We start from the raw sequence: 20,678 nt of genomic DNA on the forward strand, positions 1-20,678 counted from the left end.
TCGACGTCACGGCGATACGGTCGCCGTCGGGGTCGGCTGCACCGGTTCGTCGGCGTCGCCATCGCTCAGGGCGACCCACATCGCCGTCGTGATGGCCGCGACGAGAGCGATCACCACGCCCGCGCTCATCCCGGCGCGGCGCGGCCTGTCGGTTCGGTCAGCGCTGTCGTCGCTCATCACGTCACCGGTAACGCGTCGAGCATCCTGTCCAATGACGTCACCCGAGTGATGCGTGGGTCGAGCTCCATCGACTCCACGCTCCAGCCCCGTCGCGTACCGGGCCGGTCGAGCCAGACGCCGGTCAACCCAGCATCGGCGGCCGCCACGGCATCGAGGTCGGGCTCGTCGCCGACGTACGCGACCTCGGCGGGTTCGAGTCCCAGTCGCCGGCAGCCCTCGAGGAAGACGCGAGGATCGGGCTTGCCGACGCCGAAGGTGTCGACGCCCACGAACATCTCGACGCGCTCCAGCCCGCACGCCGCGAGCTTGAGCTCCTGGTACGCGAGGTCCGCGTTCGAGACCGCGCCGTACGCCAGTCCCGCGTCGTCGAGCGCGTCGAGCAGTGGCAGCGCGTCGTCGAAGGCGCTCCAGCCCTCGCGGAAGTGGCGCTCGAAGCCCGCGTCCCAGATGTCGTACGCCTCGTCGTCCATGGGGTCGCCGCCGAACTCGGCATGCAGCTCGTTGGCACGGCGGTGACGCTGCTCGCGGTGGGACATCTCGCCACGCGTGTGGGCGCGGTACCAGCCGGAGCAGTCGGCCCGCCAGAACTGCACCACCTCATCGGGGTCGAGCCCCTCGCGCAGGTACTCGTCCGCCACGCGCAGGAGCGCGTGCCGAAAGGCACCACGGGTGTCGACGAGGGTGTCGTCGACGTCGAGCAGCACTCCCCTGATCATCGGCCGGCCACCGCCGCGTTCCATCGCGTTCGCGTCAGCTCCATGTCCACCCATTCCTCACCTTCGTCGTGACGGCGCCCGGACTCCACGAACCCGGCCTTCTCATACGCACGAATCGCGCGCGGATTGCGTGCGAGCACCTCGAGCGTGAGGCGTTCGAGTCCCACGGACACGAAGGCGTGGTCCACGAGCAGCGCCGTCGCCTCCGAGCCCAGGCCGCGGCCGTACCAGGCGGATCCACGCAGGGCGATGCGAAAGTTGGCGGACGCCGCCACGCCAGCCTCGATCACCGGCTCGTTGAGGACCACCTCGCCCGCGAACTGTCCGGAGTCGTTGTCCTCGATCACGAGGTCGAGTCGCCCGGACGCGTCCGCGCGAGACGCGGCCCACGCATCGATCTGCTCGCGCGTGAAGGCGGCCGTGGTCGCCGTCAGGTCGTTGCCCTCGACGTCGTGGATCATCTCCCAGACCGCGTCCGCGTCCTGGGCTCGGTACGGCCGCAGGGTGACGAGCTCGCCGACGATCGTGGGCTTGACCCACGGGCCGAGCCCAGCCCTCGCATCGGCCGTCGTCACCGGAGGGGCCTAAAGCGACACGCGCAGCCGGCGCAGCCGGGCGAGGGCATGCTCGCGGCCCAGGATCTCCATCGACTCGAACAGCGGAGGCGAGACGAGCCTGCCGGTGATCGCCACGCGCAGCGGCCCATACGCGAAGCGCGGCTTGATGCCCATCTCGTCCACGAGCACCGCCTGCAGCGCCTCCTGCTGCGCCTCGGGCGAGAAGTCGTCGAGACCTTCGAGGACGCCGACGGCGGCGTCGAGCACCTCGGCGGCGTTGTCGGGCAGCTTCGCGATCGCGGCCTCGTCGTAGGGCAGCTCGTCGTCGCCCACGAACAGGAAGCCCAGCATCCCTGGCGCCTCGCCCAGCAGGTTCATGCGGGTCTGCACGAGCGGCGCGGCCTCCGCGAGGATCTGTTCCTCGTTGGGCGTCAGCTCGCGCGTGTCGGCGCTGGTGAGGTGCCCGCTCGCGTGCAGGTACGGCACCATGCGGTTCACGAACTCCCCGAGGGGCAGCGCGCGCAGGTGGTCCGCGTTGATCGCCTCCGCCTTCTTGAGGTCGAACCGCGCGGGGTTCGGGGTGATGTCGCTGATGTCGAACGCCGCCACGAGCTCGTCCGGCGTGAAGACGTCCCGGTCGGGGCCGATGGACCAGCCCAGCAGGGCGAGGTAGTTGAGCAGGCCCTCGCGGATGAAGCCGCGATCGCGGTGCAGGAAGAGATTGGACTCGGGAGCCCGCTTGGACAACTTCTTGTTGCCCTCGCCGGTGACCATCGGCATGTGGCCGAACTCCGGCACGCGCTCGGCAATGCCGAGCTCGACCATCGCGCGATACAGCGCGATCTGACGCGGCGTGGAGGACAGCAGATCCTCGCCGCGCAGCACGTGGGTGATGCGCATGAGGGCGTCGTCGACCGGGTTCACGAGGGTGTAGAGCGGCTGGCCGTTGCCGCGCACGATCACGAAGTCGGGAATCGAGCCGGCCGGGAACGTGATCTCGCCGCGGACCAGGTCGGTGAAGGCGATGTCCTCGTCCGGCATCCGCACACGGATGACAGCCTGGCGCCCTTCCGCGCGGAACGCGGCCTTCTGCTCCTCGGTGAGGTCGCGGTCGTAGCCGTCGTAGCCCAGCTTGGGGTCGCGCCCAGCAGCCTTGTGCCGCTCCTCGACCTCCTCGGGCGTCGAGAACGACTCGTAGGCGTAGCCACCCTCGAGGAGCTGACGCGCGACGTCCATGTGGAGCTCGTGCCGCTCGGACTGGCGATAGGGAGCGTGCGGGCCCCCCACCTCGGGCCCCTCATCCCAGTCGAGGCCCAACCAGCGCAGGGCGTCGAGCAGCTGCTCGTACGACTCCTGCGAGTCGCGCTCGGCGTCCGTGTCCTCGATGCGGAAGACGAAGGTGCCGCCGTGGTGGCGAGCATGCGCCCAGTTGAACAGCGCCGTGCGGATGAGCCCCACGTGGGGCGTGCCGGTGGGCGACGGGCAGAAGCGGACGCGCACCTCGGGCGCGGCAACGGTCTCGGTCACGATGTCAGGCTCTCCATGGATGGCGGGTGGCCGATGCGCCGGCCGGGTGGGTGAGGAATGCGGAGGTGCGCATCACCGGCGGATCGCGGGGTTGCGCAGCGTGCCGATGCCCTCGATCTCGATCTCGACGATGTCGCCGTGGCTCAGCCGGGTGACGCCGGACGGGGTGCCGGTGAGGATGATGTCGCCCGGGAGCAGCGTGGTGACCTCGGAGGCCATCGCCACCGCCTCGGTGACGTCGCGGATCATGTCCCGGGTGTTGCCGGACTGCGCGGTCTCGCCGTTGATGCGGGACGTGATCTGCGCATCGTCCGCCGCGAGGTCGGTCTCGATCCACGGTCCGAGCGGCAGCGACGTGTCGAAGGCCTTGGCGCGGAACCACTGGTCCTCGGCGCGCTGCAGGTCGCGGGCCGTGACGTCGTTGGCGCAGGTGTAGCCGTAGATGTACTGCTCGGCGTGCTCGGGAGCGACGTCCTTGCACAGCCGGCCGATCACGACGGCGAGCTCCGCCTCGAGCTGGACGTCGTCGGAGTAGCTGGGCAGCACGATGGGGTCGTCGGGACCGATCACGGCGGTGTTGGGCTTGAGGAAGATGATGGGAACCTCGGACGCGGGACCGCGGTGCGGGATCTCCTTGGCGTGGGCCTCGTAGTTCTTGCCCAGGCAGATCACCTTCGAGCGCGGGATGACAGGCGCCAGCAGGCGAACGTCGTCGGTGAGGGGGATGCGCTCGCCGGTCACCTCCCCCGGCGTGTACATCGGATCGCCGGTGAGGACCACCAGCTCCTCCTGGCCTGCCTCTCCGTCGACGACCGCGTACCGCGGCTCGTCACCGGTCGTGAATCTCGCGATGCGCATGACCTCCAGCCTAGCCGCGACTTCCTGGCGGCGAGCACGTGTGCCTACGATGCGAGGCATGACGCCCACCACGGCCGATGCGCTCATCGCGGACGGGGACGCGCAGCTGGCCGCGCTGCTGCACCACGCGGATGCGCTGCCGGACCACGCCGTCCTACCGGAATGGTCCGGGGAACGCGTCGCGGACGTGCTCGCGCACCTGCACGGCTGGCACCTGCTGTTCCTGTCGTGGGTCGCGAGGGAGCGCGCGGGCGTCGAGCCCGCCTTCCCTGCACCCGGCTACACGTGGGATCGCCTCGCCGAGCTGAACGCGCAGATGCTCAGCGAGCACGCGCATCGGCCGTACGAGGAAGTCCGCTGTCTCCTGACCGACTCCCACGCCCGCATGGTCGAGGCCGTGCACGAGCTCGACGACGGCTCCCTCTTCGACAGCGGCGCGCATGCGTGGGCCGGCGATCAGTCGCTGGGCCACGTCGCGCACGAGTGCCTGGGCGCCCACTACCGGTGGGGCGAGAGCGTGCTGGCGGAGTGCACGGCGCCGTGACGCGCCGCATCGATGGGCTCGACGTCGCTCGCGCGATCGCGGTGCTGGGCATGGTCGCGGCCCACGTGGGCGATGACGGCACCAGGGGCGCGGACACCGCCGGGTGGCATTGGCTCTGGGTCTCGCACGGCTTCCCGTCCTCGCTGTTCGCGGTGCTGGCAGGGGTATCGATGACGCTGATGCTGACGCGGCGCGGCACCGTCGCCGCGGCTTCCGTGGGCGCCGACCACCCGCGGGCGACGCGCATCCGCATCGCCACGCGTGGCGCGATCCTCATCTTTCTGGGCGTGGCGCTCACGCTGCTCGGCACCCGCATCGCGATCGTCCTCACGGCGCTGGGTGTGTGCTTCCTGCTCGCGCTGCCGCTGCTGCGGTGGCGCGCGTGGGCGTTGCTGGCGGTGGCGGGGGTGCTCGTCGCGACAGGAGGCTGGGCCGCCGCGGCACTGCGTGAGGCGACTGCCGGCGACCTCCTGGGGACCACGCCGTTCGACGCATTGTGGGCGGATCGTTACCCCGTCGCACTGTGGATGGCGTACGTCCTGGTCGGGCTCGTGATCGGCCGGCTCTCCCTGAGGGCCGACGCGACCGCGGGCGCCCTCGCGATCGTGGGCCTCGCGATCGCCGTGGCGGTGTCGGCCGCCGCTGCGATCGCCTCGGACGGCTCGTGGAGGTGGACGCTCGACTACCACTCGTATTCGCCGGCGGAGGCGCTGCGCAACCTCGGAGCAGCGGGGTTGGTGCTGGGTGCGAGCCTGTGGGTGACGCCGCGAGCGCCGCGCGTGCTCTGGCCGCTGCGAGCCGCCGGCTCGATGGCGCTGACGCTCTACGTGCTGCAGGTGCTGATCGTGTGGATCGCGGGCGACGCGATCATCGTCAGCCCGTCGAACGTCGTTCTGGTGCTCCTGTGCGCCGCACTCGTGGGCTTCGCTTGCGCGTGGAGGGCGTGGCGCGGCCAAGGTCCGCTCGAGCAAGTGGTGTCCGCCGTCTCCGGGGCCGCCGTGGAGACGTGGGCCCCGCGCGCATCGGCGCCACGGTAGTCGGGCGAGCACACGGCCTCGCGACGTAGGCTCGCGACCATGGATGCCGCATCGGACGACGTAGTCGCGTGGCTGCTCGCGGGCGATCCAGCCGTGCGCTGGCAGGTGATGCGCGACCTGCTCGACGCGCCGGCGGCCGCAGTCGACGCCGAGCGTGCCCGCGTCGTGCACGAAGGTTGGGGCGCGCAACTCATGGCAGCCCGCGACCCGGACGGAGGCTGGGCTCGGGCCGCTTTCTGGCCCGAGGGGTTCACGCCCGATGACTGGGAGCGCGAGGGACAGCCCTGGACCGCGACGTTCCCGGTGCTCAGACTTCTCGCTGACCTGGGAGCCGACCCTCGGGACCCCGCGCTGGCCGCGACGCTCGACCGGGTCGAGTCGTCCGTGCGCTGGGAGGAGGGCGGGCAGCCGTTCTTCGCGGGCGAGGTCGAGCCCTGCATCAACGGGCGCGTGGTGTCGCTGACGGTCTGGGCCGGGCGCGACGCGCGACTCATCGTCGAGCGCCTGTTGGGCGAGCAGCTGCCCGACGGCGGCTGGAACTGCGAGGTCGAGCGCGGGGCGACGGTGTCGAGCTTCGACACCACCATCAACGTGCTCGAGGGCCTGGCGGACTACGCCGCAGCGACCGGACGGTCGACCGCGCTCGACCAGGCGATGCGCGCTGGCGAGGAGTACCTGCTCAGTCGCTCGCTCTTCCGCCGGCTGTCGACGGGCGAGGTGGTCGACGAGGTCTACCTCGATCTGTCCTACCCGCCGCAGTGGCACTACGACATCCTGCGCGCGCTGGACCACCTGCGCGCCGCGGGCCGCGATCCGGCCCCGCGCGCGGCCCAGGCGGTCGACGTCGTGCGTTCCAAGCGCCGTCCCGACGGTCGCTGGCCGCTCGAGCGCGTGCACCGCGGCCGCACCCACCTCGACATCGAGGAGCCCGGCGAGCCCAGCCGTCTCATCACGCTGCGAGCGTTGCGGGTGCTGCGCTGGTGGGAGCGGGCACCTCGCTCCTGAGACACTGGTCAGCATGCCCGTCGCCACGCCTGTCGCCCTTCCGCGCGAGGAGTGGCTGGCGCTCGCCCGGGCGCATGAGGCTCGATCCGACGAGGCGACGGCCGGACGCCGCGAGCGCGCCGCGCGCGGCGAGAGTCACGCGATCGAGGACTTCCTCTACGACTACTACTCCACTAGGCCGGCCCAGTTGCGCCGGTGGCACCCAGGCGTCGGCGTGGGCTTGGCGGGAGTCGATGCGCATGCGACGCAGCGCTGGTACGTCACCAGAGACGGGGTGACCGAGTTGGACGTCGACGCCTTCATGGCGGAGCGCGGCGACGGCGTGCGGCACATCCGACGTCTCCTTGCCGCGACCGCGGGGCGTCGGCCCCTGCTCGGATGCTTCGGCATGCACGAATGGGCCATGGTGTACCGAGCGGGCAATGCGGAGCGCCGCCACGGCCTGCCGCTGCGCCTGGGAGCCGATGGCACCGATGCGGCGGTCGAGGCCAACCCCTTGGTCTGCACGCACTTCGACGCGTACCGGTTCTTCACCCCTCAGGCCGCGCCGCGCAATGCGCACGACCTCTCGCGATCGGCACAGCCCGCGATGGACCAGCCGGGTTGCCTCCACGTGAGCATGGATCTGTACAAGTGGGCCATGAAGCTGGGTCCGGCGGCGCCCGGCGACGTGCTGCTCGACTGCTTCGAGCTCGCGCGCGACGTGCGCCGCGTCGACATGCAGGCGTCGCCGTACGACGTGTCGTCCTACGGGCTCCCCGCCATCGCCGTGGAGACACCTGAGGGCAAGTCCGACTACGCGGCGCACCAGCGTGCCTTCGCCCGGCGGGCGGCTCCCCTGCGCTCGCGGCTCATCGAGGTCTGCGACCAGCTGCTGTCCGGCTGACGAGCCTGGCGGCCCTCACGCGCGACGGGCCGCCTCGACGCCTCTGTTCGCGAGCTCGTCGGCACGCTCGTTGCCGGGGTCACCGGCGTGGCCCTTCACCCACACCCACTCGACCCGGTGGCGCGCGACCTGCTCGTCGAGCGCGATCCACAGCTCCTGGTTCTTGACCGGCTTCTTGTCGCGCGTCTTCCAGCCGTTGCGCTTCCAGCCCTTCATCCACGTGGTGACACCGTTCATCACGTACTGCGAGTCGACGTGCAGCGTCACCTGGCAGGGCCTGTTGAGCGACTTGAGCCCCTCGATGACGGCCGTGAGCTCCATGCGGTTGTTGGTGGTCTGCTTCTCGCCGCCGAACAGCTCGCGCTCCTTGACTCCGGCGCGCATCCACGCTCCCCAACCGCCCACGCCGGGGTTGCCCTTGCAGGCGCCGTCGGTCCACATGTCCACTCGAGTCAGCTCAGGCTCCGTCACGCCGCTACCTTAGGTCACTGCGCGCGGGGCGTCGGCGCCCACGCGCGCCGAACCGACGCCGTGGCGACCTGGCTCCGTACGGCACACTGGTCGCCATGGGACGCAGGACAGAGGCCGCGAGCACTCCAGCCGTCGCCGCGCTGGTCTCCGCGGGCGTGCCTCACGGCATCCACCCGTACGATCACGACCCGTCGACCGCGCTGTCGTACGGCTTGGAGGCCGCGCAGGCGCTCGGTGTCGATCCGGCCGCGCTCTTCAAGACGCTGTGCGTGCACGCTGACGGCGTCCTCGCGATGGCGATCGTGCCCGTCACCGGCTCGCTCGACCTCAAGGCCGCCGCCAAGGCGTTGGGTGCCAAGCGCGCGACCATGGCCCCACCAGCCGAGGCCGAACGCGCCACCGGCTATGTGGTGGGCGGGATCTCGCCGCTGGGTGGCCGCAAGCGACTTGCCGCGGTGATCGACGACTCCGCGCTCGCCCTCGACCGCATCTATGTGAGCGGCGGCCGGCGCGGCCTCGATGTCTCCCTGGCCCCCCACGATCTGGTGCGTCTGACCGGCGCGACCACCGCACCCCTCCGGAAGGATCCATGACCGACCTCGCCTCGCCTGCCGCCGACTGGGACCCCGCCTCACGGCTCGCCGAGGTGCGCGCACGGGTGCATGTCGCCGAGGCTCAGGCCGGCCGTGCCGGCGCAGGCGTGCAGGTCATGGTGGCGACCAAGACGTGGGACGCCGATGCGGCGGCTGGGGTGGTGCGCGCGGGCGGCGCCCTCGTGGGCGAGTCGCGCATGCAGGAGCTCGCCGCCAAGGGCGAGGCGCTGCGCGCTGCCGGCGCCCGTATCCACGTCATCGGCCAGCTGCAGCGCAACAAGGCCGCGATCGCCGTCGAGTTCGCGCACTGCGTCCAGACCGTCGACTCCTTGCGCCTCGCCGAGCGCCTGTCACGCCTGTGCCTCGAGGCCGAACGCGACCTCGACGTGATGGTCCAGGTCAACGTGTCGGGCGAGGAATCGAAGGCGGGAGTCGATCCTGGTGAGGCGCTCGCCCTGGCCTCCGCCGTGCAGGACCTGCCCGGCCTCACCGTCACCGGCTTCATGACGATCGGCCTGAACTCCCCCGACGAGTACGCGGTCCGCACGGGCTACCGGCGCCTGCGCGAGATCCGCGACGACGCGCTGATCCTGTCCGAGCGCGGCGATCTGGACCTGCGCGAGGCGTGGCATCTGTCGATGGGCATGTCGTCCGATCTCGAGTGGGCGATCGCGGAGGGCGCGACGATGGTCCGCGTCGGCTCGGCGGTGATGGGCACCCGCGCCACCCCCTAGCGCCCCCCGACCCCATGAGGCAACTCTCGCCCACGCCGCACCGTTGCCCACGCCGCCCCGGCGCCTGCGCATGGGCGCTGCCCCAGCGGCGCACAGGGAACAATGGACGCGATGCCTCCTTCAAGCGCCCCCCTCCTCGACCGCCTGCCCTCGATGCCCCAGGGCGAGGCGCCCGATCCCGACGCGCTCTACGAGGCGTTCGGCGGATGGGCCGCCGATGCGGGCCTCGCGCTGTACCCCCATCAGGACGAGGCGCTCATGGAGATCGTCTCGGGCTCGCACGTGATCCTCGCGACGCCCACCGGCTCGGGAAAGTCGCTCGTCGCGGCCGCCGCCCACTTCGCTGCCCTCGCCGCGCACCGCGCGGGCACGGGCGGCCGCACGTACTACACGGCGCCCTTGAAGGCACTGGTCAGCGAGAAGTTCTTCGCGCTCATCGAGCTGTTCGGCTCGGAGAACGTGGGGCTCATGACAGGCGACTCGGCCGTGAACGCGGACGCGCCGATCATCTGCTGCACCGCCGAGATCCTCGCGAATCTCGCTCTGCGCGACGGCGCCGCGACCGACGCGTCGCTCGTGGTGATGGACGAGTTCCACTTCTACGCCGACCCCCAGCGCGGGTGGGCGTGGCAGGTGCCCCTGCTCGAGCTGCCGCGCACGCAGTTCGTGCTCATGTCGGCGACGCTCGGCGACACCGCGTGGCTGGTCGAGGACCTCACCGACCGCACGGGGCGGGCCGTCGCCGAGGTCACCACGCTCGAGCGGCCGGTCCCGCTGAGCTTCGAGTACTGCCTCGAGCCGCTGCCTGACACCGTCGAACGCCTGGTCGAGACCGGCCGCGCGCCCGTCTACATCGTGCACTTCACGCAGAAGGACGCCGTGGACCGTGCGCAGTCGCTGCTGAGCATGAAGGTCGCCTCGCGCTCGGAGAAGGAGAGCATCGCCGACGCGCTGGGCGACTTCCGCTTTGGCACCGGCTTTGGCAGGACGCTGTCGAAGTTCCTCAGGGCGGGCATCGGCGTGCACCACGCGGGAATGCTGCCCAAGTACAGGCGGGTGGTCGAGCGGCTCACCCAACAGGGACTGCTCAAGGTCGTCTGCGGCACGGACACGCTGGGCGTGGGCATCAACGTGCCCATCCGCACCGTGCTGCTGACGTCGCTCGTCAAGTACGACGGCGAGCGCATGCGCCACCTCACGGCCCGCGAGTTCCACCAGATCGCTGGCAGGGCTGGGCGCGCCGGCTTCGACACCGAGGGCGAGGTCCTGGTGATGGCGCCCGAGCACGTCATCGAGAATCGCAAGGCGCTCGCGAAGGCCGGCGATGACCCCAAGAAGCGCAAGAAGATCGTCCGGAAGTCCGCTCCGGCCGGCTCGGTCAACTGGACGGACGCGACGTTCGAGCGGCTCCGCGATGCGCCCCCCGAGCCGCTGACGTCGAGCTTCGCCGTCACCCACGCGATGGTGCTCAACATCCTTGCGAGGGGAACAGAGAATGCGGCGCTCGGGCGTGAGGCGGAGGATCCGGTGCTCGCGATGGGCGCACTGCTCGGGGCAGTCCACGAGACCGAGGCTCAGCGCGCCGCCCATGTGCGCCAGGCGCTGCGCATCTATCGCTCGCTGCGTGTGGCAGGCGTCGTCGAACGTGTCCGCGTGCCGGACCCCTCGCACCCGCGAGGCGAGCGCCCCACGGTCCGCCTCACCGTCGACGTTCCGCGCCACTTCGCGCTCAACCAGCCGCTGTCTCCGTTCGCACTCGCCGCGATGGACCTGATCAGCATCGACTCGCCGGACCATGCGGTCGACGTCGTGTCGGTCATCGAGGCCACGCTCCAGGACCCGCGCCAGATCCTGCTTGCCCAGCAGCACGCGGCGCGCGGCGAGGCTGTCGCCGCGATGAAGGCGGACGGCATCGAGTACGAGGAGCGCCTCGAGCTCCTCGAGGAGGTGACGTGGCCGCGGCCCCTCGCGGACCTGCTCGAGCCGGCGTTCGTGATGTACCGCCAGTCGAACCCGTGGATTCTGGGTGCCGAGCTGTCGCCCAAGTCGGTCGTACGCGACATGCTCGAGAAGGCGATGTCGTTCGGCGACCTGATCTCCGTGTACGGCCTCGAACGCACCGAGGGCGTGGCCCTGCGTTACCTTGCGGAGGCCTACCGAGCGCTCCGCCAGACCGTGCCCGCCGAGCATCGCACTGAGGACGTGGTCGCCATCACCGAGTGGCTCGGCGAGATGGTTCGTACGACGGACTCGTCGCTGCTCGACGAGTGGGAGCAGCTCATGAACCCAGACGTGGCGCTGGGCGACGACGCGGACCCGGCCTCTGCCGCCGCAGCGCCCGCCGTCGCGGGACCCGCACGCCCCATGACCGGCAACCCCCGCGTGCTCCGGCGCCTGGTCCGCAACGCGATGTTCCAACGGATCGAGCTCGCGGCGCGAGAGGACTACCAGGCGCTGGGAGCGCTCGACGGCGGCGCAGGGTGGGGTGCGGACGCATGGCGCGATGCGCTCGACCCGCTGTTCGTGGCGCAGGGAGACAACGCGATCGGCATCGGTCCCGACGCTCGCTCGGCCGCGCTCGTCACGTTTGTCGAGCCCGGCGGCGACCACCGGGAGGGGCGGGCGCGCGCCGCGTTGGCTGCCGCACCGGACGCGGCCCTGCCCGAAGGCACGTGGCTGGTGCGCCAGGTCATCGACGACCCGGCTGGCGACCACGACTGGGCGATCATCGCTGTCGTCGACCTGGACGCTTCCGACGAGGCCGGCGCGCCCGTCATCGAGCTCCTTCACGTCGGCCCCCAGTAGCGCCCAAGCAGCCTCGAGGATGATCGCTCCCCCTCCTGGAGGGGCGTTGTCTCCGAAGTCCGCCGTGGGCAGGCGTGCTGAAGGGACGCGGTCTCTTCTCCGAGGTGATGACAAGCACCCTTGACACATGAGGCCATGTCAAGCACACTTGTCACGTCAAGGTCGCCTGACAGCACTCATCGCCCTGGGGAGAGCCGATGCGCAACGACGTTCGCGCCCGACGCGAGCAGCAGGGCCTGTCCCAAGCGGCCCTGGGAGAGGCGCTCGGCGTCTCGCGCCAGACCATCAACTCCATCGAGCAGGGCAGGTACGACCCCTCCCTGCCGCTCGCCTTCGCGCTCGCCGCCCACTTCGCCACCACCATCGAGGAGATCTTCCATGTCGACTGAAGGCACGAGGACGATGGCCGCCCCCGTCGCCAAGGCTGCAGGCTTCGTGTCAGGCGCCGCCGCCGTTACCGCCATCGCAGCGATCGCGTACGCCACGGGGCATGACTCGATCGGCAAGGGCGCGATCCAGGGCGGGTCCGTGGTCCTGGGCATCGCCCTTGTGCTGTGGAGCGCCGGACCCAGGCTGGGGCTCGCTTCGCGCGTCGCCAACGGCGTCGCGGATGAGCGCGACGATCGCATCCTCACCGGCGCCTTCGCTGACTCGGCGATGGCCATGGGCATCGCGGCCGTGGGCGGCATGATCGGGTCGTTCTACGGACTGCCGGGGTGGGGCGTGGCCGGCCTGGTGCTCTGGGCGGGGCTGCTCACCTTCCTGGTGTCCACGGTGGCCAGAAGCCGCACCCAGTGACGCCGGTCGCGCGGCCCTGACACGCGCATCGGCCCTCCGCACTCCTCCATGACTGAGCGCCTTACCAGGCATTTCGGCGCTCCGAACACAGGTGAGCCTTGCTGGACTGCGCGCACGCCCTCGCTCTAGCCTGGCGCCATGGACACCCGTGACCACCCCGAGGAGGCGCGCCTCAGCGGCCGCCTCAATTGGCTGCGCGCGGGCGTGCTGGGCGCGAACGATGGCATCGTGTCGGTTGCCGCCCTGGTGGTCGGCGTCGCCGCTGCGACGCCCGGCAACGACACGGCGATCCTCACCGCCGGCATCGCCGCGCTCGCGGCGGGCGCTCTCTCGATGGGCGTCGGCGAGTTCGTCTCCGTGTCCTCACAGCGAGACGCCGAGAAGGCTCAGCTCGCCCGGGAGCGGCGGTGGCACGTCGAGCGACCCGAGTGGGAGCTCGCGCAGCTGGTCCGCCTCAACACGGAGACGGGGATGAGCGAGGAGACAGCGCAGGTCGCCGCGCGCGAGCAGACCGCCAAGGACCCGCTCGCGATCCACGCTCTCATGCACCTGGGGATCGACCCTGACGAGCTCGTGAGCCCTCTGCACGCCGGCATCGCCTCGCTGGTGTCGTTCCTCGCGGGCGGGATCGTCCCGCTGCTGATGATCGTCCTGGTCGGGCCAGCGTGGCAGGTGCCGGCCACCTTCGCGACCGTCGTGGTGATGCTCGCGCTGACAGGAGTCATCTCCGCGACGCTGGCCCGCTCGGGCCGGCCTCGCGCGGTCGCGCGCAACGTGCTGGGAGGCTCGCTGGCCCTCGCTATCACCTACGGCATAGGAGCGGCGGTCGGCGTCGCGGTGTGACGCGCGGGGCCGGGCTGATCAGCGCGAGGCGACGCCCTCCTTGAGCAAGCCGTACACCAGCGAGTCCGACAGCGCCTCGTAGGACGCCTCGATCACATTGGGCCCCACGCCCACGGTCCGCCACATCTCACCGGTCTCGCGGTGCACGGTGGTGATGAGCACGCGCGTGACGGCATCGGTGCCGTGCGAGGCCTCCATGATCCGAACCTTGAAGTCGGTGAGCTCGAACTCCTCGACCTCGGGATAGACGCCGCACACTGCCGACCGGAGCGCATGGTCGAGCGCGTTGACGGGGCCATTTCCCTCACCGACGGCTACCTGACGCGCACCGCCGGCGCGCAGCTTGATGACGGCCTCGGCGTCCGCGTCCGTGGGATCGCCAGGCTTGGACGCTACGCGAACGCGCCACGTCTCGACATCCCAGAACGCAGGGCTCTCCCCCATCTCCGAGCGCAGCAGCAGCTCGAAGGACGCATCCGCCGCGTCGAACGTGTACCCGGCGGCCTCGGCGTGCTTGACGCGGTCGGTCACCCGGCCCAGCAGCTCGTCCTGGCCCGCGAGGTCGAAGCCCAGCTCCTTGCCCTTGAGCTCGATGGACGCCCGGCCCGCCATGTCCGAGACCAGCATGCGCAGGCCGTTGCCCACCTTCTCCGGCTGCGTGTGCTGGTACAGATCCGCGTCCACCCGGATGGCCGAGGCGTGCAGCCCGGCCTTGTGCGCGAAGGCGCTGGCCCCCACGTACGGTTGGCGCGCGAACGGAGCGATGTTGGTGATCTCGGAGATCGCGTGCGCGATGCGGGTCGCCTCGACCAGCCCGTCGCCTTTCAGGACGGTGAGCCCCTTCTTGATCTCGAGGTTGGCCACCACCGCGATGAGGTCCGCGTTGCCGGTGCGCTCGCCGTAGCCGTTGACACAGCCCTGCACGTGCGTCGCTCCCGCGGCGACGGCCGCCATCGAGTTCGCCACAGCGCAGCCGGAATCGTTGTGGGCGTGCATGCCCAGTGGGGTTGAGACGCGGCCGGCGACCGTGCGGACGATCTCGCTCACGTCGTCAGGCAGCATTCCGCCATTCGTGTCGCACAGGCACACGGTGTCCGCGCCGCCAGCGATGGCCGCTTCCAGGGCGCGCACCGCGTAGTCCGCGTCGTAGCGGTAGCCGTCGAAGAAGTGCTCGGCGTCCATGATGACGCGGCGTCCCTCGCCCGCGAGGAACGCGAACGTCTCCTCGATCATGCGGAGGTTCTCGTCGGGCTCGACGCGCAGGGCGCGCTCGGCGTGACGGATGTCGGACTTGCACACCAGGGTGATGATGGGCGCCTCGGAGTCGAGCAGGGCGCGCACCTGCGGGTCCGCCGCCGCCGTGGTGCCGGCGCGGCGGGTCATGCCGAACGCCGCCACTTGGGCGTTGCTCAGGATGGACTCCTTGGCGAGCAGCGAGAAGAACTCCGTGTCCTTGGGCACGGCGCCGGGCCAGCCGCCCTCGATGACGCCCACTCCCAGCTCGTCGAGCAGCGGCGCGATGGCCATCTTGTCCGCGACGGACAGGTTCATGCCCTCCTGCTGCGCGCCGTCGCGCAGGGTGGTGTCGTAGACCTCGACCGTGAGATCCGTCATCGTGTGCTCCTCAAGTCTCGCCGCCGCGAGTCTCTCCCAACAAAAAAGCCTCCCAGGGTGCGGGAGGCTGCGCGTCGGGAGGGTCTCGCCGACGCGCTACGGAATGATGATCGCGGTGTGCATCGGAGTCAGTATGGCACAGCAGTGCCGGTTTCCCAGCGCCGATGCGCCCGTTACCTACGCACCAGCCTTCACCTAGGCGCGAGGTTGCGTCCGCAGGCGTTCCGCGATCGCGTCGACGTCGCGCAGCGTGCCATCGGCGACGGCCATGGTGAGGTCGAATAGATCAGGGTTGGTGAGAGTCAGCTCACGGCCGTTCACGCGCAGGAACATGACGGCAAGCAACGCCGCCAGCCGCTTGTTGCCGTCCACCAGCGGATCGTTGAGACACAGCGAGTGGAGCAGAGCCGCCGCCTTCCCTGTTAACTCTGGGTATGCGTCGCGGCCCATCAGCGTGGTCGCTGGGCGTTCGAGCGCGGACTTGAGCAGCCCTTCGTCTCGGATGGGTCCGATGCGCTCGCGGGCGATCACCCTCACAGCAACCTCGAACGTGGGATTCCGGACAGCCATCACACATTGCCGAGCTTGTCGAGCGCATCACGGTACTTCGCGCTCACGTGCTCGTAGTCGTCCATGTAGTCCGCGTCCGTCGACTCGCCGCGGACCGCCTCATCGACAGCACGCACGATCGCCTCGTTCTTGGACACGCCCCAGCGCTGCGCAAGCGCGGTCAGCTGCGCGTCCTGCTCCTCGGTCATCCGCACGGTCATCGCCACTCGTCCACGGTATCACCGCGGTATCACCCGCTACAGGGGACCCAGTCGCGCCTTGCGCTCTCGCCAGTCCGGCAGGTGATGATCCATCAGCGCGTAGAAGCGCGGGCCATGGTTCAGTTCGAAGAGATGAGCGAGCTCATGAACCAGCACGTACTCGGCCATGTCGAACCCGCGCCGCGCGAGTTCGAGATTGAGCGTGATGCGCCGCGTCGCCGCGCGGCAGCTCCCCCATTGCGTGCGCATGATCCTCAGGCTCACGTGCGGCGGCACGATGTCGAACTCCGCGCACCACACGGGCATGAGCGCGTCGAGCCACTCCTCCAGCATGGCCCGGCACTCCTGGGCCTCCCGACCGCGCACGAGCGGCATCGGTACGGACTCAAGCTCTGCTCTGCGCTCGGCGATCCAGTCGCGGCGGGACGCGACGAAGGCGTCGATGCGCCACAGCGGCATGGTCAGCGGTGCCGAGACTCGAACCTCCAGCGTCCGAGAGTCGACGCGCATCCGCACAGTGCGCATGCGCTTGCGCGTCAGCACGTACGCGGGGACGGAGGCTGGGACAAGCTCAGCGGAATCGGGTCGGGTCATGTCGCAGGACAGTATGCGCCCTCACCACCCCGCGTCGCACGCACGCGACGCGCCCGTGGAGAGCCAGCCCGCGCATCGGCCCTGTGGACGCCGCCGATCCACGCGGCTGCGGCCCTCCCCCCGGACAGCACGATCGTCAGGACACTGCGACTGGCGCGTGCGGAAAGGCCAGGAACGCCGATGCGGCGGCCAGGGCCGAGTTCCAGTTCACCGTGATCTCGTTGGTGGACCACGATTCGATGTGATCGACGTAGGCGGCCTGCGGTGCGCACTCACCGTCAGGGTAGAGGTCGCGGATGATGGGGTCCCACGTGTCGGTCAGCGCGTTGGGACCACCCGCGACGGATCCCCGCGGCGGGTGCGGCAACGCGGGGTCGGCCTGGTGGGCGAACCAACGGGAGTGCTGGTTGCGCACCCACCGGGAGCCGTATCCGGTGACGTAGGACAGCCCCAAGGCGTTACGTCCCAGCAGGTAATCCAAGGACTCCTGGGCGGCGGCGAGGAGCGACTCATCGCCGCTCAGGTCGTACCCGGCGCCTAGCACTTGGATGTTGTCGAGAAGCTGGCTGTTGGACCCCCAGATGAACCCGTCGGGTGGCAGCGCGACTCCCCACGGCTGCTCCTGCTGCACCGCGGCGATGCGCCGTGCCCCGGCGACGACCTGCTCGGCGACGAGGGCTCGGTTGGGAAAGTCGTTGGCCACGGTCGCGAGGTCGATCTTCGCGATCGCTCCCATCGCGTCCCACCGGAAGCCTCCGACGGGGAACGAGTCAGCCTCGTGCACGGGCGACGTCTGCACGAACTCCTCGAACGCGCCCTCGCCGGTCGTCAGGAACAGCTCCACCGCGGCCCAGTAGAACTCGTCGGACACGTCATCGTCGTCGTACGGCCCGCCGCCGTTCGCGCCGTCGGCGACGGGCGCGTAGAGGTCCGGGTGCGCGAGAGCCGCGAGCCATGCGGCGCGGCCGGCCGCGAGGAGCCGATGCGCGTAGGGCTCGTCATAGGGGCGCCACAGGCGTGCGCCTTGAGCGGCCGTCGCGGCAAGGTTGAGCGTCGCTGCAGTCGACGGCCGGTGCAGGTAGCGCGGCCGCGGATCGTCGATGGGCAGCATCGGCAGCCCGGTCCAGCCGTGGTCGTGAACCTTGTGGTGCACCATCCCCGCAAGGGCGTCTCCCTCGGGCACCACCATCGCCATCATGAAGTCGAGCTCCCAGCGCGCCTCGTTCAGCACGTCGGGCACACCGTCGCCGTGCTCGGGCAGGCGCAGCGCACCGTCGCCGAGCGCGGCCACCGCAGCATCCCCCGCACGCAGTGCTCTCTCCCACACGCCCAGCAGTTGCGCCACTGCGATCCCGCCGTTCACCACATATTTGCCGTGGTCGCCGGCGTCGTACCAGCCGCCGGCCACGTCGAGCCGGTAGTCGGCAGACCATCGGGTGCCGTAGAGCGCCTCCGTCTCGTCCGCAGGTTGGCACGCCACGCCCAGGTCGCCCTGGTTCACGTCCGCGCCGCCGGCGACGCTCACGTGCCCCGCCGCTCGGGCGTACTCGGCCCCCACAATGTCGGCCGAGATCTCGATGCCCGAGCGAGCGAGGTAGAAGTAGTTCAGCGCGTCGATCAGCAGCGGCTCGTATAGCCCGTCGCGCACCTCGATCGGGTGCGGACGGCAGCCCGCGATCACCAGGGTGTACGGACCGGGCTCGCGCAGTGGCCCGAAGTCCACGACGTGCACGGCAAGCCCCGACGTCTCCTCGACACCCCGAGGCGACGTGACGCCCGAGGCGACGACTGCGCCGTCACCGTCGCGCACCTGCCATGCCAGCGCGTCGGCGCTTTCCGACACCACGGTGGCGCGCTGCGGCCCGTCAGCGCAGTAGCCGTGCTGATTCACGCGCACGCGCGAGTCCTGAACCTCGTCGTTCACAGAGCGCCCCCTCAGACCACTCGTTGCATCCACCCGTGCTCGTCGGGCGCGCGGCCGTACTGGATGTCGGTGAGGCGACCGCGGATGCTCTGGGTGAGCGCCCCGGCGCCGCCGTCGCCCACCACGAGATCCAGCTCTGGCGCGACGAGCCTTCCGATGGGCGTCACGACGGCGGCCGTGCCGCATGCGAACAGCTCGGTCACGGCGCCGGAGGCGATCCCGTCTCGTAGCTCCGCCAACGGGATGTCGCGCTCGATGACGTCGCGCCCGTCGCCCCGCAGCAGCTCGATCACGGAGTCGCGCGTGACGCCCTCGAGGATGGTGCCGGTCACGCGCGGCGTCCACACGGAGCCGTCGCGGCGCACCGCGAACACGTTCATGCCGCCCAGCTCCTCGACGTACGCATCGTGGATCGCGTCGAGGAAGAGCACCTGGTCGCAGCCGTGATCGGCGGCCTGCTGCTGGGGCAGCATCGACGCGGCGTAGTTGCCTGCGGTCTTCGCCTGGCCCGTCCCGCCGGCTCCCGCGCGGTGGAAGCCCTGGGCGACCCAGATCGACACGGGCTTGACGCCGTGCGGGAAGTAGGCGCCCACGGGCGACGCCATCAGCAGGTACTCGACGGTCATCGAGGGCCGCACGCCCAGGCACGCCTCGGTGCCGATGAGCAACGGGCGCAGGTACAGCGATGTCTCGTCCTGCGCCGGCACCCACGCGGCGTCGACGCTCAGCAGCGCCTCGATCGAGGCGAGGAAGTCCTCCTCTGGCAGCGGAGGCAGCGCCATGCGCGCCGCGGAGGCGGCGAAGCGCGCCGCGTTGGCCTCGGGGCGGAAGAGGTGGATGCCGCCGTCGGCCCACCGGTACGCCTTGAGTCCCTCGAAGACCTGCTGCCCGTAGTGCAGCACGGTCGCGCCGGGGTGGAGCACGAGATCGGAGAAGGCCTCCACGCGCCGTGAGCCCCAGCCGCCCTCGAGCGTCCACGTCGCCTTCGCGAGGTGATCCGACCAGACCGTGCCGAACGGCTGAGAGTCCATGCGCCGCGCCCGCTCGGCATCGGATGCCGGCGTGGGGTTGCGCGTCACCGCGTAGGACAGCGGCTCGCTGGGCGTGGATTGCTCCATCCCGCCACTGTACCTGCGAGGACAGAGCGCCGATGCGCACGTCACGGCGAGCCTCGGGCTCGACATGGGGGTGGCTCACCAGGCGGCGCACGGCGCCGTTCGACGCGCGCGGAGGGCGCGTGAGGATTACGGTCGGAGGACGGCGAACGTGATCAGCGATGGAGGTGGTCGCCGTGGCAGTGACGTATCTCAATCCGGAGTCCATGCATGGCTCCCCCGCCTTCGCGGCGGGTGCCCTCGCTGCCGGCACGCGCACGGTCTACGTGGGCGGTCAGAATGGCACCGACGCTGCCGGCGGCATCCATGGCGACCTGGTGGAGCAGACCGAGCAGGCGCTGCGCAACGTCCTCCATGTGCTCGCGGAGGGCGGCGCGTATCAGGAGGACGTGGTCCGCCTCGCGGTGTATCTCAAGGACGGTGCTGACGTGCAGGAGGGCTTCGCGGCGGCCCAGGAGGTGTGGGGCAACCACGCGGTGCCCATCACGGTGCTGATCGTGGCCGGCCTCGCACGCCCGGAGGCGCTGGTCGAGATCGAGGCGATCGCGGTCCTTCCCTAGGCGCCGCGCACGGAGGTCAGGTCAGCCGCACCAGTCGCACACTCCCGACAGCGGCAGTCCCGTGTAACAGGTCGGGCACGGCTGCACGGTGGGCTCCGCCGGCTTCGAGGCGGCGCGGCTCGACGGCTGTCGCCGCGCCGATGCCCGGGTGGGCTCGTCAGCGGTCGCCGCCTCGGTCTCGGGCTGGGCCAGGCGTGGCTGCGCGATCTCGATGAACTCGCTTGCGCCGCCGCGCGGGTGCAGAGCGACGAAGGTCGAGGTGATGTAGCCCACGGGCTTGGTCTCGCCCGGCAGCTCGAGTGCGATGTGCTCGCGCGAGTCCGGTATCGACACGTGCTCGAAGTCGATGCGCGTCACCGCGGCGCGGACCTTGTCGACCGCTCCGAGCGGCAGTCCGAGGTCCGCGAGCGCGGCATCGAGGGTGCGGAAGTAGGTGCGGGAATCGAGGTCTGCGGCAAAGGTCACCGAAGAATCATTCCCTACTCGCGAAGGTGTGGCGGACAGCCCACGCTCACCGTGAGAGAAGACTCACGTCGACGTGTCGCGG

The 20,678-nt window shown here is 70.5% G+C and carries 24 protein-coding genes; 11 read left to right on the forward strand and 13 right to left on the reverse strand.

Features of this window, described 5'->3' with window-relative positions:
* Positions 1-6 precede the first annotated feature (6 nt).
* The 5 genes from B7K22_RS11995 to B7K22_RS01865 form a co-directional block, all read right to left on the reverse strand.
* Positions 7-177, reverse strand: coding sequence for a hypothetical protein (locus tag B7K22_RS11995; RefSeq protein WP_159448716.1), 171 nt, complete (start codon positions 175-177; stop codon positions 7-9).
* On the reverse strand, positions 177-920 hold the full coding sequence (locus B7K22_RS01850) for an HAD family hydrolase (protein WP_084038085.1): 744 nt from the start codon (positions 918-920) through the stop codon (positions 177-179). Before B7K22_RS01850 ends, B7K22_RS11995 begins: the two co-directional genes overlap by 1 nt.
* Entirely contained in the window at positions 893-1,471 is a 579-nt protein-coding gene (locus B7K22_RS01855; protein WP_084038086.1) for a GNAT family N-acetyltransferase, read from the reverse strand. Before B7K22_RS01855 ends, B7K22_RS01850 begins: the two co-directional genes overlap by 28 nt.
* 9 nt (positions 1,472-1,480) lie before the next feature.
* Positions 1,481-2,980 (reverse strand): glutamate--tRNA ligase, encoded by a 1,500-nt coding sequence (gltX, locus tag B7K22_RS01860; protein WP_084038087.1) that lies wholly within the window; start codon positions 2,978-2,980, stop codon positions 1,481-1,483.
* A 72-nt stretch (positions 2,981-3,052) separates the two neighbouring features.
* Entirely contained in the window at positions 3,053-3,838 is a 786-nt protein-coding gene (locus B7K22_RS01865) for a fumarylacetoacetate hydrolase family protein (RefSeq protein ID WP_084038088.1), read from the reverse strand.
* A gap of 58 nt (positions 3,839-3,896) precedes the next feature.
* Here B7K22_RS01865 and B7K22_RS01870 point away from each other — a divergent pair, with 58 nt between their 5' ends.
* The 4 genes from B7K22_RS01870 to B7K22_RS01885 are packed head-to-tail and all read left to right on the forward strand — an operon-like array spanning position 3,897 to position 7,310.
* Positions 3,897-4,382, forward strand: coding sequence for a ClbS/DfsB family four-helix bundle protein (locus B7K22_RS01870; protein WP_159448717.1), 486 nt, complete (start codon positions 3,897-3,899; stop codon positions 4,380-4,382).
* Positions 4,379-5,419, forward strand: a complete 1,041-nt coding sequence (locus B7K22_RS01875) for a heparan-alpha-glucosaminide N-acetyltransferase domain-containing protein (RefSeq protein ID WP_144276191.1) — start codon at positions 4,379-4,381, stop codon at positions 5,417-5,419. Before B7K22_RS01870 ends, B7K22_RS01875 begins: the two co-directional genes overlap by 4 nt.
* Positions 5,420-5,458: 39 nt before the next feature.
* Complete coding sequence (locus B7K22_RS01880) at positions 5,459-6,424, forward strand: hypothetical protein (protein ID WP_084038091.1); 966 nt, start codon at positions 5,459-5,461, stop codon at positions 6,422-6,424.
* A 13-nt stretch (positions 6,425-6,437) separates the two neighbouring features.
* Positions 6,438-7,310 carry a 3-methyladenine DNA glycosylase gene (locus tag B7K22_RS01885; protein WP_084038092.1) on the forward strand — a complete coding sequence of 291 codons (873 nt, stop codon included), beginning with the start codon at positions 6,438-6,440 and terminating at the stop codon, positions 7,308-7,310.
* A 15-nt stretch (positions 7,311-7,325) separates the two neighbouring features.
* Here the strand turns inward: B7K22_RS01885 and rnhA are convergent, their stop codons facing one another.
* On the reverse strand, positions 7,326-7,751 hold the full coding sequence (rnhA, locus tag B7K22_RS01890; RefSeq protein ID WP_084038093.1) for a ribonuclease HI: 426 nt from the start codon (positions 7,749-7,751) through the stop codon (positions 7,326-7,328).
* A 125-nt stretch (positions 7,752-7,876) separates the two neighbouring features.
* Between rnhA and ybaK the strand changes: the two genes are divergently transcribed.
* The 6 genes from ybaK (at position 7,877) to B7K22_RS01920 (ending at position 13,554) form a co-directional block, all read left to right on the forward strand.
* Entirely contained in the window at positions 7,877-8,374 is a 498-nt protein-coding gene (gene ybaK, locus B7K22_RS01895) for a Cys-tRNA(Pro) deacylase (protein WP_084038094.1), read from the forward strand.
* Entirely contained in the window at positions 8,371-9,108 is a 738-nt protein-coding gene (locus B7K22_RS01900; protein WP_084038095.1) for a YggS family pyridoxal phosphate-dependent enzyme, read from the forward strand. Before ybaK ends, B7K22_RS01900 begins: the two co-directional genes overlap by 4 nt.
* A 102-nt stretch (positions 9,109-9,210) precedes the next feature.
* Positions 9,211-11,913, forward strand: coding sequence for a DEAD/DEAH box helicase (locus B7K22_RS01905; RefSeq protein ID WP_371327640.1), 2,703 nt, complete (start codon positions 9,211-9,213; stop codon positions 11,911-11,913).
* A gap of 197 nt (positions 11,914-12,110) precedes the next feature.
* A complete protein-coding gene (locus B7K22_RS01910) occupies positions 12,111-12,302 on the forward strand; it encodes a helix-turn-helix transcriptional regulator (protein WP_084038096.1) in 192 nt (63 codons plus the stop codon).
* Positions 12,292-12,711, forward strand: coding sequence for a hypothetical protein (locus tag B7K22_RS01915; RefSeq protein ID WP_144276192.1), 420 nt, complete (start codon positions 12,292-12,294; stop codon positions 12,709-12,711). Before B7K22_RS01910 ends, B7K22_RS01915 begins: the two co-directional genes overlap by 11 nt.
* Positions 12,712-12,849: 138 nt before the next feature.
* Positions 12,850-13,554 (forward strand): VIT1/CCC1 transporter family protein, encoded by a 705-nt coding sequence (locus B7K22_RS01920; RefSeq protein WP_084038098.1) that lies wholly within the window; start codon positions 12,850-12,852, stop codon positions 13,552-13,554.
* Positions 13,555-13,572: 18 nt separating this feature from the next.
* On the opposite strand, the gene cimA is transcribed toward B7K22_RS01920, so the two are convergent.
* The 6 genes from cimA to B7K22_RS01950 all read right to left on the reverse strand — a co-directional run bounded on the left by cimA (position 13,573) and on the right by B7K22_RS01950 (position 19,574).
* Positions 13,573-15,168, reverse strand: coding sequence for a citramalate synthase (gene cimA / locus B7K22_RS01925; protein ID WP_084038099.1), 1,596 nt, complete (start codon positions 15,166-15,168; stop codon positions 13,573-13,575).
* A gap of 195 nt (positions 15,169-15,363) precedes the next feature.
* A complete protein-coding gene (locus B7K22_RS01930) occupies positions 15,364-15,705 on the reverse strand; it encodes a type II toxin-antitoxin system death-on-curing family toxin (protein WP_234983264.1) in 342 nt (113 codons plus the stop codon).
* 32 nt (positions 15,706-15,737) lie between these two features.
* Positions 15,738-15,938, reverse strand: a complete 201-nt coding sequence (locus tag B7K22_RS01935; protein WP_084038101.1) for a hypothetical protein — start codon at positions 15,936-15,938, stop codon at positions 15,738-15,740.
* Between the two features lie 36 nt (positions 15,939-15,974).
* The gene (locus B7K22_RS01940) at positions 15,975-16,532 is read right to left on the reverse strand and encodes a M48 family metallopeptidase (RefSeq protein WP_200807347.1); all 558 of its coding nucleotides are present in this window, start codon (positions 16,530-16,532) and stop codon (positions 15,975-15,977) included.
* A gap of 136 nt (positions 16,533-16,668) precedes the next feature.
* Positions 16,669-18,456: a glycoside hydrolase family 9 protein gene (locus B7K22_RS01945; RefSeq protein ID WP_234983265.1), complete on the reverse strand. Its 1,788-nt coding sequence runs from the start codon at positions 18,454-18,456 to the stop codon at positions 16,669-16,671.
* An 11-nt stretch (positions 18,457-18,467) separates the two neighbouring features.
* The gene (locus B7K22_RS01950; protein WP_084038103.1) at positions 18,468-19,574 is read right to left on the reverse strand and encodes a branched-chain amino acid aminotransferase; all 1,107 of its coding nucleotides are present in this window, start codon (positions 19,572-19,574) and stop codon (positions 18,468-18,470) included.
* A 173-nt stretch (positions 19,575-19,747) separates the two neighbouring features.
* Here B7K22_RS01950 and B7K22_RS01955 point away from each other — a divergent pair, with 173 nt between their 5' ends.
* Complete coding sequence (locus B7K22_RS01955; RefSeq protein WP_200807348.1) at positions 19,748-20,131, forward strand: RidA family protein; 384 nt, start codon at positions 19,748-19,750, stop codon at positions 20,129-20,131.
* A gap of 21 nt (positions 20,132-20,152) precedes the next feature.
* Here B7K22_RS01955 and B7K22_RS01960 read toward each other — a convergent pair whose 3' ends face one another.
* Entirely contained in the window at positions 20,153-20,596 is a 444-nt protein-coding gene (locus B7K22_RS01960; RefSeq protein WP_084038105.1) for a hypothetical protein, read from the reverse strand.
* Positions 20,597-20,678: the final 82 nt, after the last annotated feature.

The sequence above is a fragment of the Demequina sp. NBRC 110053 genome (assembly GCF_002090095.1).
In the GTDB taxonomy this organism is placed as follows: Bacteria; Actinomycetota; Actinomycetes; order Actinomycetales; family Demequinaceae; genus Demequina.

Excerpts from the sequence above, each read along its gene's own strand:
- B7K22_RS01870 (WP_159448717.1), top strand. The coding sequence starts at position 3,897 with ATGACGCCCACCACGGCCGATGCGCTCATCGCGGACGGGGACGCGCAG.
- B7K22_RS01940 (WP_200807347.1), bottom strand. The coding sequence starts at position 16,532 with ATGACCCGACCCGATTCCGCTGAGCTTGTCCCAGCCTCCGTCCCCGCG.
- B7K22_RS01850 (WP_084038085.1), bottom strand. The coding sequence starts at position 920 with ATGGAACGCGGCGGTGGCCGGCCGATGATCAGGGGAGTGCTGCTCGAC.
- B7K22_RS01905 (WP_371327640.1), top strand. The coding sequence starts at position 9,211 with ATGGACGCGATGCCTCCTTCAAGCGCCCCCCTCCTCGACCGCCTGCCC.
- rnhA (WP_084038093.1), bottom strand. The coding sequence starts at position 7,751 with ATGTGGACCGACGGCGCCTGCAAGGGCAACCCCGGCGTGGGCGGTTGG.
- B7K22_RS01880 (WP_084038091.1), top strand. The coding sequence starts at position 5,459 with ATGGATGCCGCATCGGACGACGTAGTCGCGTGGCTGCTCGCGGGCGAT.
- ybaK (WP_084038094.1), top strand. The coding sequence starts at position 7,877 with ATGGGACGCAGGACAGAGGCCGCGAGCACTCCAGCCGTCGCCGCGCTG.
- B7K22_RS01885 (WP_084038092.1), top strand. The coding sequence starts at position 6,438 with ATGCCCGTCGCCACGCCTGTCGCCCTTCCGCGCGAGGAGTGGCTGGCG.
- B7K22_RS01935 (WP_084038101.1), bottom strand. The coding sequence starts at position 15,938 with ATGACCGTGCGGATGACCGAGGAGCAGGACGCGCAGCTGACCGCGCTT.
- cimA (WP_084038099.1), bottom strand. The coding sequence starts at position 15,168 with ATGACGGATCTCACGGTCGAGGTCTACGACACCACCCTGCGCGACGGC.
- B7K22_RS01900 (WP_084038095.1), top strand. The coding sequence starts at position 8,371 with ATGACCGACCTCGCCTCGCCTGCCGCCGACTGGGACCCCGCCTCACGG.
- B7K22_RS01920 (WP_084038098.1), top strand. The coding sequence starts at position 12,850 with ATGGACACCCGTGACCACCCCGAGGAGGCGCGCCTCAGCGGCCGCCTC.
- B7K22_RS01910 (WP_084038096.1), top strand. The coding sequence starts at position 12,111 with ATGCGCAACGACGTTCGCGCCCGACGCGAGCAGCAGGGCCTGTCCCAA.
- B7K22_RS01950 (WP_084038103.1), bottom strand. The coding sequence starts at position 19,574 with ATGGAGCAATCCACGCCCAGCGAGCCGCTGTCCTACGCGGTGACGCGC.
- B7K22_RS11995 (WP_159448716.1), bottom strand. The coding sequence starts at position 177 with ATGAGCGACGACAGCGCTGACCGAACCGACAGGCCGCGCCGCGCCGGG.
- B7K22_RS01915 (WP_144276192.1), top strand. The coding sequence starts at position 12,292 with ATGTCGACTGAAGGCACGAGGACGATGGCCGCCCCCGTCGCCAAGGCT.
- B7K22_RS01865 (WP_084038088.1), bottom strand. The coding sequence starts at position 3,838 with ATGCGCATCGCGAGATTCACGACCGGTGACGAGCCGCGGTACGCGGTC.